Annotated in this window: 16 protein-coding genes; 7 read left to right on the forward strand and 9 right to left on the reverse strand. The window is 46.1% G+C overall.

Annotated features, from left to right (window positions below; genetic code table 11):
* Nucleotides 1-74: 74 nt before the first annotated feature.
* From pyk to ACWNM1_RS22425, 6 genes are all read right to left on the reverse strand, one after another.
* Complete coding sequence (gene pyk, locus ACWNM1_RS22400) at nucleotides 75-1,493, reverse strand: pyruvate kinase (protein ID WP_449602690.1); 1,419 nt, start codon at nucleotides 1,491-1,493, stop codon at nucleotides 75-77.
* 332 nt (nucleotides 1,494-1,825) lie between these two features.
* Entirely contained in the window at nucleotides 1,826-2,827 is a 1,002-nt protein-coding gene (locus tag ACWNM1_RS22405; protein WP_042186511.1) for an acetyl-CoA carboxylase carboxyltransferase subunit alpha, read from the reverse strand.
* Between the two features lies 1 nt (nucleotide 2,828).
* Nucleotides 2,829-3,722, reverse strand: a complete 894-nt coding sequence (accD, locus tag ACWNM1_RS22410; RefSeq protein ID WP_042186509.1) for an acetyl-CoA carboxylase, carboxyltransferase subunit beta — start codon at nucleotides 3,720-3,722, stop codon at nucleotides 2,829-2,831.
* 72 nt (nucleotides 3,723-3,794) lie between these two features.
* The gene (locus ACWNM1_RS22415; protein ID WP_449602691.1) at nucleotides 3,795-3,983 is read right to left on the reverse strand and encodes a glutamate decarboxylase; all 189 of its coding nucleotides are present in this window, start codon (nucleotides 3,981-3,983) and stop codon (nucleotides 3,795-3,797) included.
* Nucleotides 3,984-4,129: 146 nt separating this feature from the next.
* Nucleotides 4,130-4,630, reverse strand: coding sequence for a phosphatidylglycerophosphatase A family protein (locus tag ACWNM1_RS22420; RefSeq protein ID WP_042186505.1), 501 nt, complete (start codon nucleotides 4,628-4,630; stop codon nucleotides 4,130-4,132).
* 73 nt (nucleotides 4,631-4,703) lie between these two features.
* Nucleotides 4,704-8,342, reverse strand: a complete 3,639-nt coding sequence (locus ACWNM1_RS22425) for a DNA polymerase III subunit alpha (protein WP_449602709.1) — start codon at nucleotides 8,340-8,342, stop codon at nucleotides 4,704-4,706.
* Between the two features lie 326 nt (nucleotides 8,343-8,668).
* Between ACWNM1_RS22425 and ACWNM1_RS22430 the strand changes: the two genes are divergently transcribed.
* From ACWNM1_RS22430 to ACWNM1_RS22440, 3 genes are all read left to right on the forward strand, one after another.
* Nucleotides 8,669-8,992, forward strand: coding sequence for a YtrH family sporulation protein (locus ACWNM1_RS22430; protein WP_094874151.1), 324 nt, complete (start codon nucleotides 8,669-8,671; stop codon nucleotides 8,990-8,992).
* 5 nt (nucleotides 8,993-8,997) lie between these two features.
* Nucleotides 8,998-9,504, forward strand: a complete 507-nt coding sequence (locus tag ACWNM1_RS22435; protein WP_449602692.1) for a hypothetical protein — start codon at nucleotides 8,998-9,000, stop codon at nucleotides 9,502-9,504.
* Nucleotides 9,505-9,590: 86 nt separating this feature from the next.
* Nucleotides 9,591-9,911 (forward strand): YtpI family protein, encoded by a 321-nt coding sequence (locus ACWNM1_RS22440; protein WP_449602693.1) that lies wholly within the window; start codon nucleotides 9,591-9,593, stop codon nucleotides 9,909-9,911.
* Between the two features lie 95 nt (nucleotides 9,912-10,006).
* Here ACWNM1_RS22440 and ACWNM1_RS22445 read toward each other — a convergent pair whose 3' ends face one another.
* On the reverse strand, nucleotides 10,007-11,341 hold the full coding sequence (locus ACWNM1_RS22445; RefSeq protein WP_340968395.1) for a DRTGG domain-containing protein: 1,335 nt from the start codon (nucleotides 11,339-11,341) through the stop codon (nucleotides 10,007-10,009).
* A 177-nt stretch (nucleotides 11,342-11,518) separates the two neighbouring features.
* Between ACWNM1_RS22445 and ACWNM1_RS22450 the strand changes: the two genes are divergently transcribed.
* Nucleotides 11,519-12,340 carry a hypothetical protein gene (locus ACWNM1_RS22450; protein WP_449602694.1) on the forward strand — a complete coding sequence of 274 codons (822 nt, stop codon included), beginning with the start codon at nucleotides 11,519-11,521 and terminating at the stop codon, nucleotides 12,338-12,340.
* Nucleotides 12,341-12,441: 101 nt separating this feature from the next.
* Nucleotides 12,442-12,582, forward strand: coding sequence for a hypothetical protein (locus ACWNM1_RS22455; RefSeq protein WP_179085720.1), 141 nt, complete (start codon nucleotides 12,442-12,444; stop codon nucleotides 12,580-12,582).
* A gap of 362 nt (nucleotides 12,583-12,944) precedes the next feature.
* On the opposite strand, the gene ACWNM1_RS22460 is transcribed toward ACWNM1_RS22455, so the two are convergent.
* The gene (locus tag ACWNM1_RS22460) at nucleotides 12,945-13,229 is read right to left on the reverse strand and encodes a hypothetical protein (RefSeq protein ID WP_042186490.1); all 285 of its coding nucleotides are present in this window, start codon (nucleotides 13,227-13,229) and stop codon (nucleotides 12,945-12,947) included.
* Between the two features lie 192 nt (nucleotides 13,230-13,421).
* Between ACWNM1_RS22460 and ACWNM1_RS22465 the strand changes: the two genes are divergently transcribed.
* Nucleotides 13,422-13,997, forward strand: a complete 576-nt coding sequence (locus ACWNM1_RS22465) for a hypothetical protein (RefSeq protein WP_449602695.1) — start codon at nucleotides 13,422-13,424, stop codon at nucleotides 13,995-13,997.
* 126 nt (nucleotides 13,998-14,123) lie between these two features.
* On the opposite strand, the gene ACWNM1_RS22470 is transcribed toward ACWNM1_RS22465, so the two are convergent.
* Nucleotides 14,124-14,462 (reverse strand): YlbF family regulator, encoded by a 339-nt coding sequence (locus tag ACWNM1_RS22470; protein WP_042186485.1) that lies wholly within the window; start codon nucleotides 14,460-14,462, stop codon nucleotides 14,124-14,126.
* 331 nt (nucleotides 14,463-14,793) lie between these two features.
* Here ACWNM1_RS22470 and ACWNM1_RS22475 point away from each other — a divergent pair, with 331 nt between their 5' ends.
* Nucleotides 14,794-16,161: a YheC/YheD family endospore coat-associated protein gene (locus tag ACWNM1_RS22475; protein WP_449602696.1), complete on the forward strand. Its 1,368-nt coding sequence runs from the start codon at nucleotides 14,794-14,796 to the stop codon at nucleotides 16,159-16,161.
* Nucleotide 16,162 lies beyond the last annotated feature (1 nt).

Raw genomic sequence — 16,162 nt, forward strand, 5'->3', positions numbered from 1 at the left:
GTCCTTTAGGGACGCCAACCGCGTTTTGGCTTGGCTAAGTAAAAACTATGAATCAGGCAAAACACAGTCGAGTACTACTCGATTGTGCTTACTTTTACCAAGTTAGTGGAACCGGAACGTCCAAGTGGAATTCCTGCAGTAATCACAACTAGGTCGCCAGTTTGAACCAGACCGGAATCCTTACCACCTTGGATTGCTGTTTCAAGCAATTCATCTGTGGAAGTGGCTACTTTACCGAATACTGGCGTTACGCCCCAAACGAGGGACAATTGACGCATAGTTCTTTCTTGTGTCGTAACAGCAATGATTGGTGCTTTAGGACGGTATTTGGAAACAACGCGTGCAGTATGACCTGTAACAGTCGAAGAAAGAATAGCCTTAGCGTTCAGATCCAAAGCGGAAATTGCAACGGATTGGCTGATAGCTTCTGTAACTGTAGTTTCTTGTAAAGTTTGTTGTTTCGAGAAAATTTCACGGTGATCCAGAGCGGACTCCGCTTTCTCAGCAATACGAGACATTGTAAGAACGGATTCTACTGGATATTTACCAGCAGCAGTTTCTCCGGAAAGCATGATTGCATCTGTTCCGTCGAAAATAGCGTTTGCTACGTCACTTGCTTCAGCGCGAGTAGGACGTGGGTTACGTTGCATAGAATCCAGCATTTGTGTAGCTGTGATTACTGGTTTGCCAGCAACGTTACATTTTTGAATCATCAATTTTTGAGCCAAAGGTACATCTTCAGCTGGAATTTCAACACCAAGGTCACCACGAGCAACCATCAGGCCATCGGAAGCTTCTAAAATTTCATCAAGGTTGTCAACACCTTGTTGGTTTTCGATTTTGGAAATGATTTGAATGTGAGAAGCGTTGTTTTTCGAAAGCAGCTCACGAATTTCCTGAACGTCGCTAGCTTTGCGAACGAAGGAAGCGGCGATAAAATCGATGTCCTGTTCGATACCAAAAAGAATATCGTTGGTGTCTTTTTCCGTAATACCCGGCAAGGAGATGTTTACTCCTGGTACGTTAACGCCCTTCTTGCTCTTGATCGTACCACCGTTTACAATACGGGTCTTGATTTCAGTTCCTTGAATGTCGACAACTGTCAAACCAATCAGACCGTCATCAATAAGGATGGTGGAGCCTACTTGAACATCATTAGGAAGCTCGCTGTACGTGATGGAAATACGTTCTTGGGTGCCAAGGATTTCTTCCGTAGTTAGTGTCAGGTACTCGTCCTGAACTAGTTCAATCGGTTCTACTTCCAACTTGCCTGTGCGAATCTCCGGTCCTTTTGTGTCGAGCAGGATAGCAACAGTTTTGTTCAGTTCCTTAGATGCTTGACGGATCGTTTTAATCCGAGCACCATGCTCTTCAAAATCGCCGTGGGAGAAATTCAAACGGGCCACATTCATACCAGCCAAAATCAATTTTTTGATATTCTCCAACGATTCACTCGCAGGTCCGATCGTACATACAATTTTACTTTTCCGCATTAGGTTTTCCTCCGTTTTTTCGTTCTCTCTGTCTCACTTTTTCCAACTACAAAATCTACTACAAGGCTAACTAATTAAATAGGAACTTTGTCACATGTGCCTTTAACTACGCCCTTATGAATATTACTGCAACTTAGACACAAAATCAATGTTGTAGGCTCTTTTAGATGTAATTTGAGCTCGAATTATCTGAACGCACAAAAAAAATTAAAATAATCCCGGCATAACGTCGAGATTATTTTAATTCCAATAAAACGTATAATTTACACTTAATTCAATATGGTCCACTAAGTATGGTTATATGTCTTAAAGTGCAAATGGAAAGGCACTATTCACACTTCAGATTCCACTTCTTCTTCAAGGAAAATCTGCTCCTGCTGGACTTCAGCAAACTCACCTATTTTACGGAATTTACGATAACGATCTTCTTTCAATTCCGCTCTATCCAGAGGAATCAGCTCCTGCAAGTGACGCCATAATGCATCCTTAATTGCAGCTGCCGTAGCTTCATAATCACGATGAGCGCCGCCTTTTGGCTCAGGAACAATCTCTTCGATAACTTCCATTTCAAGCAGATCAGATGCCGTTATCTTCATGGCCTCCGCCGCTTGATCAGCCTTCGAAGCATCCTTCCATAGGATCGATGCAGCACCATTAGGGGATATTGCCGAATAAATGGCATGCTCCAGCATAAGCACTCTATTACCAACTGCCAGTGCTAGTGCACCACCACTTCCTCCTTCACCGATGACCACACAGATTACAGGGACACCAAACTGAGACATCTCGCGTAAATTTCGGGCAATTGCTTCAGATTGTCCTCTTTCCTCAGCCGTATTTCCTGGATATGCACCCTTCGTATCTACAAAGGTTATAATGGGACGATTGAACTTGTCCGCTTGCTGCATCAGACGCAGTGACTTACGGAAGCCCTCTGGGTGTGCACTGCCGAAAAAGCGTAAAATATTCTCTTTCGTATCTTTACCGCGCTGCTGGCCAATGACCGTAACCGGGACGCCGTTAAGTTTGGCGATACCGCCTACAATTGCAAGATCATCCCCAAACATTCGATCCCCGTGAAGCTCGATAAAATCTGTGAAGATCTGCCCCATAAGATCAAGAGAAGTCGGACGTCCTTGATGTCTAGCTAGATGCATTTTTTGGGAAGGGGAGATATTAGAATAAACTTCCTCCTCAAGCACACGGTACCGTTCTTCCAGTCTTGCTACCTCATCCGTAAAATCAATACTTTTCTCTTCGCCAAACTGCTTTAACTCGGCAATTTTCTTGCGCATTTCAACCAGAGGCATTTCAAAAGGCAACTCTCCTGCCAACCTAAAATCCCCCTTTCACATCATGCAATTCCAAAATTTTGGTCAGTGTGGCGCGCATTTCTTTACGGTGCACAACCATATCAATCAAGCCATGCTGCAGATTAAATTCAGCCGTCTGGAAATCATCCGGAAGCTTCTGGCGAATTGTCTGTTCAATGACTATACGTCCTGCGAAACCGAATACCGCCCCAGGCTCAGCAATAATAATATCGCCAAGACTAGCAAAACTCGCAGATACTCCGCCAGTTGTCGGATCCGTAATTATAGAAATATAAAGGCCGCCCACTTCGTTGAAACGAGCAAGCGCTGCACTGGTCTTCGCCATTTGCATAAGACTTAGAATACTCTCCTGCATTCTCGCTCCGCCAGAAGTAGAGAAAATAAGGAGTGGAAGCTGCTTCTCCGTGGCTTCTTCAATCGCCCGGGTAATCTTCTCACCAACTACAGATCCCATACTGCCGGAGAAAAATTCGAAATTCATCACAGCTACGATCACTGGATGTCCGCCAATAGATCCCTGCCCCGTAATCACGGCATCAGTTTGTCCCGATTTTAGTTGCTGTTGCTCCAGTTTAGAGGCATAACCCGGGAATTTCAGCGGATCTATAGAATACATTTCACTATCAAACTCAATAAAGCCCTCTGGGTCTAACGTCATAGCAATACGCTCTACGGCGTTCAAGCGCAAATGATGACCACAAGTAGGACATACTTTTAGATTCTTTTCCAATTCCTTGCTATACTGGATCGTTCCGCATTTATTACATTTACTCATTAATCCTTCTGGAATTTCCCGTTTGGGGCGTTCGCCTTCTGCAGGCACGCCGCTTCGCTCCAGACGTTCTGAAGGAATAGTCGCGTACTTCCGTTTCTTCTGAAATAAATCTTTGAACACACCCGCACCTCTTCAGCCGTTTATTTGCGTTATGCAGCTTGCCGCTGTCATGACTTTTCTCTTGATAGAAATTCAGGGATGCAGAATAAGATTAAGGACTTCCTGTACTTCCTCCAGTTCACCCGAAGGAACCAATATCTCAAACTGCTGCTTGGACATATTGATTGGACGGCATTTTACTAAAAAACCTTCTTCAGTCAGCTTAAACTTAATCATATCCGCCACTTTGGCGGTCGGCGCGATATATATTACCGTCCACATGCCTTGCAAGGCCTCCCCAATCTTAATTCCCAGCCGTATCCCGTATAATGGAATTATGATAACACAGTTTTCTTTTTTCCCGCAACAGGCGTAGGGCAAAGGAAGCAAGACTGAGGAACTTGTTCAAACGAAATGAATCGGGTCATTTATTCCGTGTCCGTGACCAGAGGATATACTTTTGCCCCTTCCTGCCGATGAGCGATTCTAGCAGAAGCAGCTGCAGCGATACCCGCTACTAAGTCATCCAGGAACACGTGAATCCTCCCCTTATCATCGTTCAATTCACCAATGATTCCAAGCTTTATTTTGTCCAAGTACCCAAATCCTGTAAGTCCGATCATCCCATATACCCCTGTGATGCCAAGGGCTAGAGTCTCGTCCGCTCCATAAAGTGATTCATCCGCTTCCATTACTGCCTGGAGCGGCTGCGGAAGCAGTCTTTTCTCTGCCAGCTCATCAAGTGCGATCCCCGTCATTAACGTGTACTGCACTTCTCTTTTTCCCAATACAGATTTCACACTGGAAAGGCATTCTTCCTTGGATAAACCGGGATAATAGACCGATTGTAAAATATATACGATTTCAGCAATGGAAGAAAGTGATACGCCTCTACGTTCCAACAGATCAACTGCCATTTGATAGGACATGATGTGATTCCCCTTTCCGCGCAGGATTCGCCCTGTGGTTTCCTAATGTATGCGGAAAAGGGTGGAATTGTTCTTATTTTATTCTTACGGTACCTGCCCCCAGCATAGACTCGATAGCCGCGATTAGCTCCTCGGTAGGCTTAATCCGATAATTATCGCTAAGGGCCAGGAGCTTCTGATCCCGTTCGTAGAACAGAATTGTCGCTACTGGGCCTGGATGATTCTGCAGCAGCTCCTTCAGGCGAGAGAGCTGCGCAGCATTCTCGGCGGCCGGCGTGATCTTGATAAAGACACGCTGGCCTGAGCCCGGCGCTGGTGCAGCAGCCGGCGCAGGTGTTGCAGGCGCAGCTGCGCCGCCTGCAGGTCTGCCAGCGGGGCCAGTGGCGGCCCCGCTGGCCTGCGAAGCAGGAGCCGCGCCACGCGGCGGCGCTCCTGCTGAGGCCGGGCGTCCCGCGCTATACGAGCGGGATGCGGCGGCACTACGGCGCTGCAGCAGGCCGCGGAGTGTCTCCGCGGATAGCAGCGCCACTTCCTCGGCCAGCAGCTTGAAGCCTTCGTCCTCCTGCTGCACCTTGGCGCGCAAGGCCAGCAGCGCGCCCTTGGCAATCAAGCCGCGGCTTCGCTTCCACACCTCAGGGAAGAGCACGACTTCGCAGCGCTCGATCTGATCTTCCCATTCGATGAAGGCCATCGATTTCCCTTGCTTCGTTGTAATTTCCTTAACGGATACGACCATGCCGGCCGTAACCGTCTGGCTCTCATCTGCGGCTTCACCGAGATCCATTAGCCGCTGAATACCCGGCTCCTCAAGCAGCTCAGCGCTATCGTCGAGCGGATGACCTGATAGATACAGCCCCAGCAGCTCACGTTCCATCTCCAGCTGCTGTCCTACTGTGAACTTAGGAATATCCGGATAGCGAATCTCCCAATTCGGCGTCTCCACCAAATCGTCGAACAACTGGATTTGCAGTTCATCCCGCTCCTTGCGCCATTTCGTCGCTGCGTCAACGGTCTCGTCCAGCATAGCCAGCAGCTGGGCCCTATGACCCGGCAGACAGTCAAAGGCTCCTGCCTGCAGCAAAGACTCCACTACCCGCTTGTTGCAGACCCGCAGATCCACACGTCGACAGAAATCGAGCAGGCTGTCGAACGGCCGCTCCTTGCGGACCGACATAATATTCTCCACCGCTAGCGTGCCGACGTTCTTAATCGCTGCGAGCCCAAAGCGGATATGCCCTGTTCCCGTTTCCTCTCCTGGAACAGGGGTAAACAGTACGCCGCTCTCATTCACATCCGGCGGTAATACGCCGATGCCCGTGCGGCGGCAGTCCAGTACATATTCCGCCACCTTACGGTGGGTTCCCATCACAGCGGTCAGCATAGAAGCCATAAATTGTACCGGATAATGCGCTTTAAGATATGCCGTCTGGAAAGCCAACACGCCATAAGCCGCCGCATGTGCACGAGGGAAGCCGTAATCGGCAAATCGTACAATCATATCATAAACGGCATTCGCATCCGTTTCGTTATATCCTTGCTGTAAGCTCCCCTGTACAAAATGGCTGCGTTCCTTATCCAGCGTCTCGCGCTTCTTCTTAGAGACCGCCCGGCGGAGCAGATCCGCTTCACCAAGCGAGAATCCAGCCATAAGCGAAGCAATCTGCATGATCTGTTCCTGATACACAATTATCCCATAGGTATCCGCTAATATAGATTTCAAATCAGGATGCGGATACTCTACTTCGATCTGACCGTGCTTACCTGCTATATATTTCGGGATAAACTCCATCGGACCCGGACGATATAGCGCTAGAACCGATACGATATCTTCAAAACCATTAGGCTTCAAATCCTTAAGCACACGTCTTACACCCGCCGACTCCAACTGAAACACCCCAGTCGTCTCACCAGCACCTAGCATTTCATACGTGAGCGGATCATGATCTGGTATGATTTTAAAATCTGGAACACTGCCACTCATTTCTTTAATCGAATTCATACAGCGCTCAATAATAGACAAGGTGCGCAGTCCCAGAAAATCCATCTTCAGTAGCCCAACACTCTCCAAATGCTCCATAGAGTATTGAGTTAACGCTGTACTTTCGTTGCCCTCTTGAAGGGGTACAGCATCAGTTAGCGGACCTTTGGAAATGACAACCCCGGCAGCATGTGTCGAAGCATGACGAGGCATACCTTCCACTTTCATTGCCATATCCAGCAAGCCTTTGATCTTCGGATTACTGTCATACAGCGCTTTTAGATCTGGAGTAGTCTCCAGTGCTCTAGCAAGGCTGATGCCAAGTTGTCCTGGGATGAGCTTGGCAGCCTTATCTACCTCGTTATAAGGTAAATTCAGTACCCTGCCCACATCACGAACCGCAGCCCGTGCAGCCATGGTTCCGAACGTAATGATTTGTGCCACATGTTCTTTGCCGTATTTCTCCACCACATAAGCGATAACCTCATCACGACGCTCATCACTAAAATCGATATCAATATCCGGCATCGTGATCCGTTCTGGATTTAAGAAACGTTCAAAGAGCAAGTTATACTTAAGCGGATCTACATCCGTGATTCGTAGGGAATAAGCGGTAAGACTCCCCGCGGAAGAACCCCGGCCCGGACCAGTAGCAATCCCCTGACGATGACAATAAGCGATAAAATCCCACACAATTAGAAAATAATCGCTAAAACCCATATTCTCGATGACGCCAAGCTCATAGGCAAGACGCTTCTCAGCGGTCTCTCTTTGCTCAGCCGATGCCCAAAGCGGTGTGTCTATATACCGTTCCTCAAGCCCTTTAAAGCACAACTCTCGCAAATAGGCAGCGGAGTCCTTACCTTCTGGAATTGGTGAATAGGCAGGCAGAATATGTTGACCAAAGGTAAGCTCCAAATTACATTTTTCTGCGATCAATAGCGTGTTACTGATAGCTTCAGGCACATGCGGGAACAACGCCGCCATCTGATCACTGCTTTTGAGAAACAGCTGATCTGTTCCGATCTTGAGCCGTTCCTCATCATCCACAGTTTTACCTGTTCCAATACAGATCAGAACATCCTGTACCTCTGCATCTTCCTTGGCCAAATAATGGACGTCATTCGTAGCTACAAGTGGGATCTCACAGGCCTTGGCAAGTGCGATCAGCTTCGGATTTACTCGTTTTTGCTCGGAAATTCCGTGATCTTGAAGCTCCAGGTAGAAGTCTTCGCCAAAAATCTCCTTATATCGCAGCGCAGCTTTTCGCGCCTCGTCATCTCTTCCATGCAACAGATGCTGTGGCACTTCGCCGCCAAGACAGGCACTGAGGCATATGATTCCCTCCGAATGAGCGGCCAGAACCTCCATATCAATACGAGGTTTATAGTGATGACCTTCCAGATGACCGATAGAGATCAGCTTCATCAGGTTCTTGTAGCCGGTTTCATTCTTGACGAGCAGAATCAGGTGATAGATTGGTTGATCTTTACGACTGCCTCGCTCACGGCGAGAGCCCGCGGTTAAATAAGCTTCACAGCCGATAATCGGCTTGATTCCATTCTCTTTACACGCTTTATAAAAGGGGATCGCCCCATACATCACTCCATGATCCGTAAGCGCCAGCGACTTCATGCCGTATTCGCCGGCCCGGCGCACGAGATCGGTAATGCGCGCCGCCCCGTCCAGTAAACTGTATTCGCTGTGCACATGCAAATGCACGAAAGGGCTCATCATCCCACTTCCTTTCTACTACAAAAATCAAACAAAAATAGTTGTTCAAAAAGTCCGCTTTTTGATCACGAAGTAACCCAAGAAGCTTACTCGACATCGAATATTGAATTCAGGCGAAACTCCCGGTGCTCACGCAGCTTCCACTACGCTCCGCTCCTCATTTTCTACCTTCTTTCAATCTTCTCGTTGCTGTAAACCGTACTTTTTGAACTCGCACTATAAGATGAAACTATTTTATCATATTAAAGGGGGACCCGCCCATAGAATGGATTAAGAGCACATGGACAGGCAACGTTTATAGATGCCTCGTCCGGGAAGGGGCCTTTATGAGCATTTTTATGAGCAAAGCCATCCTCGATTTCTTTATCGCCTTCGGCATCGTACTTGGCGGAGCTATGGTCGGCGGAATCGGCGCTGTAGTTTCCCTGCAACCACCGACGCAAACGATGCTAGATGTAGCAGACCGGATTAAAATATGGGCGCTTGCCGCCGCTGTAGGAGGTACTATGGACCCTTTACGGGTCATTGAAAGCAACATGATTGGAGGCAACCTCTCCCCCGCCATCAAGCAAATCATGTATCTTGCCTTCGCTTTTCTCGGAGCTCATATGGGCAGCGAGCTAGTCAAATGGGTGTGCGGCAGGGGGTAAAGCCAGTGAGAGTTCCACCATTCAGTCGTTTTCGTAGATTCACCCAAATTTCCGCTATATTCATGCTGGGGATCGTCGTAGGAGCCGTCATATACAACGCTATATACCATGTTGGATTTAACGTGTTATGGCTGAATAATGTAGACCTGCGTGCACAGATCGAGCAATATCAAGAGGATATTAAAACACTCAAAAAATACAATAATACCTCTACGGTAATCAGAGAAATCAAAATTCGATCAGAGGAAAGCAAAGCTCAAGCAGAAGGCTCACCCTCAGTTGACCCCGTAACTTTAAAATTAATACTTAGTAAAATACGATCAGATCTGGAGCCCATGCGTGGCCGCAGCATGTTCGATATTGACACAGACAGTAAACTGGTTAGACTGCTGCTGGATGGAAAACTTTACATTGTGCGTGATAAGGAATACTCTGTCAAAATTCGGACGATGCTCGTCATGGAAGGTGTTCTGCAAATCTGGGTGGAAATCAGTCCTTTTAAGCGCAACTAACAACAATCGTGTGATACAATAATGGACAGACAAAAGTGGAAATTACTTCAAGGTTTTTCACGACATGATAAAGGAGCTGGCTGTCCATGGTTTTATTTATCAAATACTTATTGTTTGTCCTGCTGGTGATCTTTGTAATCGGTGCCGCTGTGTACAGCTTATCCTCCCGCCGTGCCTTAAATCCCCAAGATAAGGGGCTAAAACGCTCCGTCATGAATGTGATGCTGGGCGCTATGCTCGTAACGCTCTCCCTGATTTCCATGTTTCTATTTCGCGGATCCACCGTTAATATCATTGTTGAAGCTGCCTTTCTTCTAATCGGTGTGTTTAACATCTTCTCAGGAATACGCAGCTATAGTTATTACAGCCGTAGCCGTAGCCAGGAACAACACCAGTCGAAAGCCTAGACTATCCATCTAATAGGATTACAAGAATAAAATAGACTACCCTCACTATCATCGTTGAGGGCAGTCTATTTAGCATGTTTGTGATTCAGTATCTATTAGCCGTGATCAATGGATTGCAGCATCAGGACAGCTTTCGCTACCAGGGTATCCGAATAGCTGATCTCTATTTCAAGCTTACATGTACGGCGACTAATTTCGAGCAGTCTCGGCATTACAATAATCGCGTGTTCGATCTGTACCGGCCGGATAAAATAGGTGGACATATTATCTAATACATAGTCATTTCCTGTAATATCCTTAGCTGCCTTAAACGCAGAGAGCGTCATTAGCGTAGACAATACACCTTCAGAAATGGTACCAAGGTCTGTCGCCATCTGAGGCGTAATAAAGCCATGAAAAAACAATCGTCCCTCTTCATCCCGCTCATCCGCAAAACCGTTCCAAATGAGATGATCAAAAGTCTCCCCAAGCTGTGGAGTGTTACGGACATCCCGCAGACTTTGCAGCACTTCTTTACGTGTTAGGGAGCCCACCAATTTGCGGTTACGGTCTACAATGGGTAGGAAATCGACGCCTTCCCACATCATGATCTGCGCAGCTGAAGCTAGTGAGGTATGCAGTGCAGCGGTAACCGGACTCCGAACCATAGCCTTTTCAATACTTTGCCCTTCTGCCAGGTTCTCTACTTCGCGTCGGCCGATAATCCCAATCACTCGGTTCCATTCATCTGTAACGGGAAAACGTTGCTCTCCAGTTTCCTCTGAAATCTGTCGTAGCTCACCTACGGTGCTTGAAATTTTCAATGTAATCATACGCGGTTTGCTGTCGACAATATCTTCTACCAGCATAATTTTTTTCTTAATCAATCTATCAAAAATCGCACGGTTAATCATTGATGCCACGGTAAACGTGTCATGCCTTGATGAAATGATGGGGAGATCCAGTTCGTCGGCTAATGCCTTCACTTCACGGCTCGTCCCGAAGCCGCCTGTAACCAGAACTCCGGCACCCTGCTCTAGCGCCAAGGAGTGAACATCATCGCGGTTACCCACAATAAGCAGACTGTCTGCGTCTATATAACGAATCATCGCGTCGACCTTCATCGCACCGATTACATATTTATGTAGATGTTTACTCAGTCCGCTAGCCCCACCGAGAACATGACCTTCCACAATATCAACCACGTCACCAAACGTCAGCTGCTCAGAAATGTTACGAGGCTTCTTTTCTACACGTACTGTACCAATCCGTTCCTTTGTAATAACAATCCCAAGATTCTCAGCTTCCTTAACGGCACGATAAGCCGTTCCCTCACTGACCAACATTTCTTTTGCAAGCTTACGAACAGATATTTTGGAGCCTACCTTAAGACTTTCAATATGCTGCAGCAGTTGCTCGTGTTTAGTAATTGCATCGCCTTGACCTTCCAACTGTTACACCCCCGTACTCCGATCTGTACTATACTGTACTCATTATACACGGAGAGAATGGCACAGTACAACCGATTCATAAGCATCGAATTCGAATTTAACTGCCCATTATTTAGCAACCTTTTCCTCTTTTTTATAGTCTGAGAGTTAAAGAAAGAAGAAAGGAGCATTGTGGATATGAACAAGACCACGTTAATAATATTTACCATTACTATGCTTTTCATAGGACTGATCGGCTGTGGAAATACGAGAACTGAAGTAAAACAAACAAGTCAAATAGCGCTAGATGCACAAAATATAGTTTCTATTAACTTAATAGAAAAAGACCAGCCGGTGACGACTATTTCTGAAGCATCATCCTTGGAACGTCTCGTTCAAGCCATAACTACTGCTGAATATGATAAAGGACAGCTAGATATTGCTCCAAGCGATTACAGAACCACCATAAACATGAAGGACGGCATAAGTTATGAGTTCTCTTTTTGGATCGTCGGAAGTAACAGTGGGTTACTCATTAAATCGGGACAAATGGGTCATTATCGTCTTTCAGATATCAGCAAAAAGGATCTGTTGGACTTATTTCAATCGACTGTTAAAGAAGATAAAAATTCTCCTGCAGACCTTACTAACCCACAGCCCCCTAACGTTCAAATTACTGTTGGCGGTGAGCAATTCGATGCCATTCAAGGTTCTTATTGCTGGAAAGGCGTCTGTGTAGATATGGCTTCTTACGATCAGTTAGTTACCAAACAGAAGGTACATCCCAAAGCCATCAGCGGTGATCAGGTAGAACTCAAATTCTCATCTGCACCCAAAGAGATAGAGGTTGTGGCTTCATTTCCTGGTGAGGAACGTCCGGACGAAGCTCTTTCCGTAGAAAATAACAGTTTTCAACTCACAGCAGGTAGCGGCAAACATCTGTATATAATCCAAGCAAGATGGGCTCAGGGGAGCGCCAGTTATGTATTTGAAGTAGAATGCTATGTCAGAAAAGAGTAATTCGTTTGTTAGACAAACTGGGTAGTGGGTTGGTGAATGGAGAGTAGTCCCTTAAAAAGGAAAAAATATGTCATTATATAGCGGTGAAAGGGGTTGACTTTATGCAATTTCTTTTTATACTCGCGATTCTCGTTCCTGCGGTATGGTACTACGCGGCTCTAGGTAAACGGATATCTGCAGAAGAAAAGAAAGCTGGAAAAGATCTCTCGGATGAGATCAATCCTTTTACAGGTGCAAGATAACTTTAATCCCCTTGCTTTGCGGGGCAATTTTAAAGCCCACTGGCTTAAGCTAGTGGGCTTTTCTGTGAATTTAGAGGATTTATACCCCTCTTTTAGCTAATTCGGTGCTTTTCACGGGATTCTAGGGGATTTATACCCCTCTTTCAGCTAATTCGGCGCTTTTCACGGGAATTTAGGGGATTTATACCCCTCTTTCAGCTAATTCGGCGTTTTTCACGGGAATTCAGGGGGATATATACCCCTCTTTTAGCTAATTCGGCGTTTTTCACGGGAATCTAGAGGATTTATACCCTTCTTTTCGCCATTTCAGCGTTTTCCACGGGAATATTTAAATATAGTTACTTAAGGAAGCTACCCCAATTCTATGATCTTTGTGTAACTCTAGTTTCTTCTTTCCATTTGGACTGCCATTGCTCCAATTTTGCTTTTCGCACAGCTTCCAAACGCTTGGTCTTCTCCTCATCAACACCGATAATAAAATGCAGATGTGCCGCAATGACCATAAAGGCAAAAAGTGACCAGACCACCCCAAAACCAAATACCCAGCTAGGCCCATTCGCAAGCGATAACTTCGGCAGAGCATACAAAAGCATGGCCAACGCCAGCAACAGATAGACACCATGTTTAAACTTGTTTCTTTTTCTCATAACCAACAGCTCCTCGTAGACAAGATATTCGATTGAATCTATATCTCTACTCTATGAACATGAAGCCCGTAATATGAGACAAGTCCATAAAAATATACTTCTAATCAAAAAATTATATAAAATAATACGCATTTATATAGCTAGCAAAGCTTATATATGAGATGATAATTTCATTTAGGGGGCGATTTAGAATTGAATGCAACTTATACTCATACCGAATACATAATTCGAAAAAAGGTATTTTCGATCATGGGTGCGAAGCTTCATATTTATGATAACGCCGAGCAGCTTGTACTCTATTCACAAATGAAAGCATTCAAATTGAAAGAGGATATTGCATTGTACACGGATGAGTCTATGCAAAAGGAGCTTCTGCGTATAAAAGCCCGCAATGCCATCGACTTTAGTGCTGTTTATGATGTGCATGATTCGGAGACTGGCGAGCATGTTGGTGCACTTCGTCGTAAGGGACTCAAATCAATTTTGAAAGATGAATGGATGATTCTTGATCGTCATGATCAGGAAATCGGAAAAATCAAGGAAGATAGCACCGCAATGGCTATACTCCGCCGCTTCATCTCTATTATCCCTCAAAAATATAATATCGAGATGAATGATACAACGATCCCGACTTTCAAACAAAATTTTAATCCATTCGTTACAAAAATCATCGCTGACTTCTCTGAGGATCCCAAGGGAATGCTTGATCGCCGCCTAGGTTTGGCTGCTGGTATACTTCTCTGCGCAATCGAAGGAAAACAAGATTAGCGAGTTTACTCATGTGCTAGTCACAAGAATAAATAGGGTGTTCCCAATGCCAAACGGCTTCGGGAACACCCTATTTAGATTACACTGATCAAACTTTTCAGGTGAACACCCGCTTACTAAAAGCGTTTATTCGCCATACAATTGCGACAAGCTCTCGGTAATGATCTTGTTTACATCCTCGATTACAACACTCAGACGGCGTTCTGCATCGAACAGACGGCGAATCCCAAGATTCATGTTAAGCACCTCGAATAATTTCTCCATCTTCTCCATTTCTTCCTGCGGAGGCATGTCTCCGCTCATCATCCGTTGTTGAAGCTCCAATTGGCCATTGCGGAAATTGTCGAGCATCGCCTTGGCTTCAGGATCTGTTTCTACCAGTTTCATCGCGTTGGTGATATCCGCTACCTCAGTGCTTTCTTTAATGGCTTTCGCCAGTTCATGTGCTTTGTCGTGAATACTCATTATGATTCCTCCTAAAAGTTTTGTTAGCATTCGCTTCCTAGAGTTACTTCGTAGAAAACTCGCACCGGAAGCATACGCTTAAGTTTTGTAAGTCACTACTTCTCGATTCATCTTCGTACAAAATTCACTTCGAAAGCGTTGCTTAAGTTTCCAAATATTGATTCATCCCATGCTTGTTTCGCTTCTTGGGTCAGACTTATGAAATGATGCGGCAAGGTTTTTAAAGAGTAGGTCAATCACCAAGGGTCATATGTCTCCATATGATGAATGATATGTAACCCTTAGCTACCAAATTGCCGGCATCATGCTGCCTACCGGAAGGAGATCCACGATGTCCCAATTCAAGATCCCGGTCCATACGGTCCACACGGGCATCCTGCAGGAAAACGCTATAATGCTTGGCGAACGATCCATGAAAAGACTCAAAATCCCGGCTCACGGAACGCTCCAGCTGGCTTTCGGCTCTTTCCGGCAGGAGGTTACCATTATCCCGGCTCCCAAATCCGAAAGCCTGCGTGTAAGCGAAGGACTGGCGCGGCGGACCGGATGGAAACATCGGCAAACCCTCAACGCCTCTTACAGCTCCGTAAGTCGTACCTTGCGACTTGGACCGTTGATCGGTGTACTCGTCAGCCGTGACCATCCAGATAATCTCGACAGGCTGTTTGGACCCATTACCATGTTCTGTCGAGAATTAACAAATGCCTGCCACTCACAAGGCGCCTATGTATATTTCTTTACCCCGGAAGCGCTGGAAACAAGCAGCTCTTCCATCCAGGGCTGGGTATACAACGAAGGTTGGAGGAAAATGAGTCTGCCCATCGCCGATGTAATCAACAATCGGCTAACGACGCGAAAGGTGGAGAATAAACCTAGCGTACAGCATTTTTTGGCGGATGTAAAATCACGGTATGGAACGCATTTCTTCAACGAAAAATTTCTTGACAAGACAGAAGTATTTGAAGCTTTAGCGCAAGACCCTTTATTGAAGCGGTATTTACCGGAATCGCATGCTTTAAACGGTTTTGCCGTTGTAAAGAAGATGTGCAGCCAATATCCAAGCGTGTTTCTAAAGCCTGTACGAGGCAGTCTCGGCAAAGGCATTCTCCGAATCTCCAAAGATGAAGGCGGAGGATACCGTTTGTTATCTACTACCTCAATAGGTACACGCAAGCAAAGCTACCCGACTTTAGCTAAACTGTACCAGTCCATTGCTCCCAAGATGAAGACAACGCGCTACCAGATTCAACAAGGATTACCTTTGATGGAGCTCGGTAAGCGTCCTGTAGATTTCCGAGCACTTGTACAGAAGAATGGTACCGGAAAATGGGGCGTTACCTCCATTGTCGCTCGCACCGCTGGTAGCAATCATTTCGTCTCTAATCTAGCAAGAGGTGGCAGTCTCAGTACTGTCCGTGAAGCCGTTAGCAAGAGCAGCCTTCCTCCAGGTACCAAGGATAGCGTACAGCTTCAGCTTCCAAGAGCAGCACTTGCCATTGCAAGAGGCGTAGAAACCTTTATCCCTGCTCATTTCGGAGAGCTCGGAATCGATCTGGCACTGGATCAATCCGGACGAATATGGCTCTTGGAGGTTAACTCCAAACCCTCCAAGAACGATAATACACCACTAAACGATCAAAAAATCAGACCGTCCGTCAAGCAAATGATTCTGTATTGCCGCTATTTGGCCGGTTTATAAG

The organism is Paenibacillus sp. Marseille-Q9583 (assembly GCF_976954365.1).

What these genes read in the sequence shown, in the direction of transcription:
- pyk (WP_449602690.1), bottom strand. Translation starts at nt 1,493, where the DNA reads ATGCGGAAAAGTAAAATTGTATGTACGATCGGACCTGCGAGTGAATCG.
- ACWNM1_RS22415 (WP_449602691.1), bottom strand. Translation starts at nt 3,983, where the DNA reads ATGTGGACGGTAATATATATCGCGCCGACCGCCAAAGTGGCGGATATG.
- ACWNM1_RS22420 (WP_042186505.1), bottom strand. Translation starts at nt 4,630, where the DNA reads ATGTCCTATCAAATGGCAGTTGATCTGTTGGAACGTAGAGGCGTATCA.
- ACWNM1_RS22425 (WP_449602709.1), bottom strand. Translation starts at nt 8,342, where the DNA reads ATGAGCCCTTTCGTGCATTTGCATGTGCACAGCGAATACAGTTTACTG.
- ACWNM1_RS22430 (WP_094874151.1), top strand. Translation starts at nt 8,669, where the DNA reads ATGAGCATTTTTATGAGCAAAGCCATCCTCGATTTCTTTATCGCCTTC.
- ACWNM1_RS22440 (WP_449602693.1), top strand. Translation starts at nt 9,591, where the DNA reads ATGGTTTTATTTATCAAATACTTATTGTTTGTCCTGCTGGTGATCTTT.
- ACWNM1_RS22450 (WP_449602694.1), top strand. Translation starts at nt 11,519, where the DNA reads ATGAACAAGACCACGTTAATAATATTTACCATTACTATGCTTTTCATA.
- ACWNM1_RS22455 (WP_179085720.1), top strand. Translation starts at nt 12,442, where the DNA reads ATGCAATTTCTTTTTATACTCGCGATTCTCGTTCCTGCGGTATGGTAC.
- ACWNM1_RS22460 (WP_042186490.1), bottom strand. Translation starts at nt 13,229, where the DNA reads ATGAGAAAAAGAAACAAGTTTAAACATGGTGTCTATCTGTTGCTGGCG.
- ACWNM1_RS22470 (WP_042186485.1), bottom strand. Translation starts at nt 14,462, where the DNA reads ATGAGTATTCACGACAAAGCACATGAACTGGCGAAAGCCATTAAAGAA.
- ACWNM1_RS22475 (WP_449602696.1), top strand. Translation starts at nt 14,794, where the DNA reads ATGTCCCAATTCAAGATCCCGGTCCATACGGTCCACACGGGCATCCTG.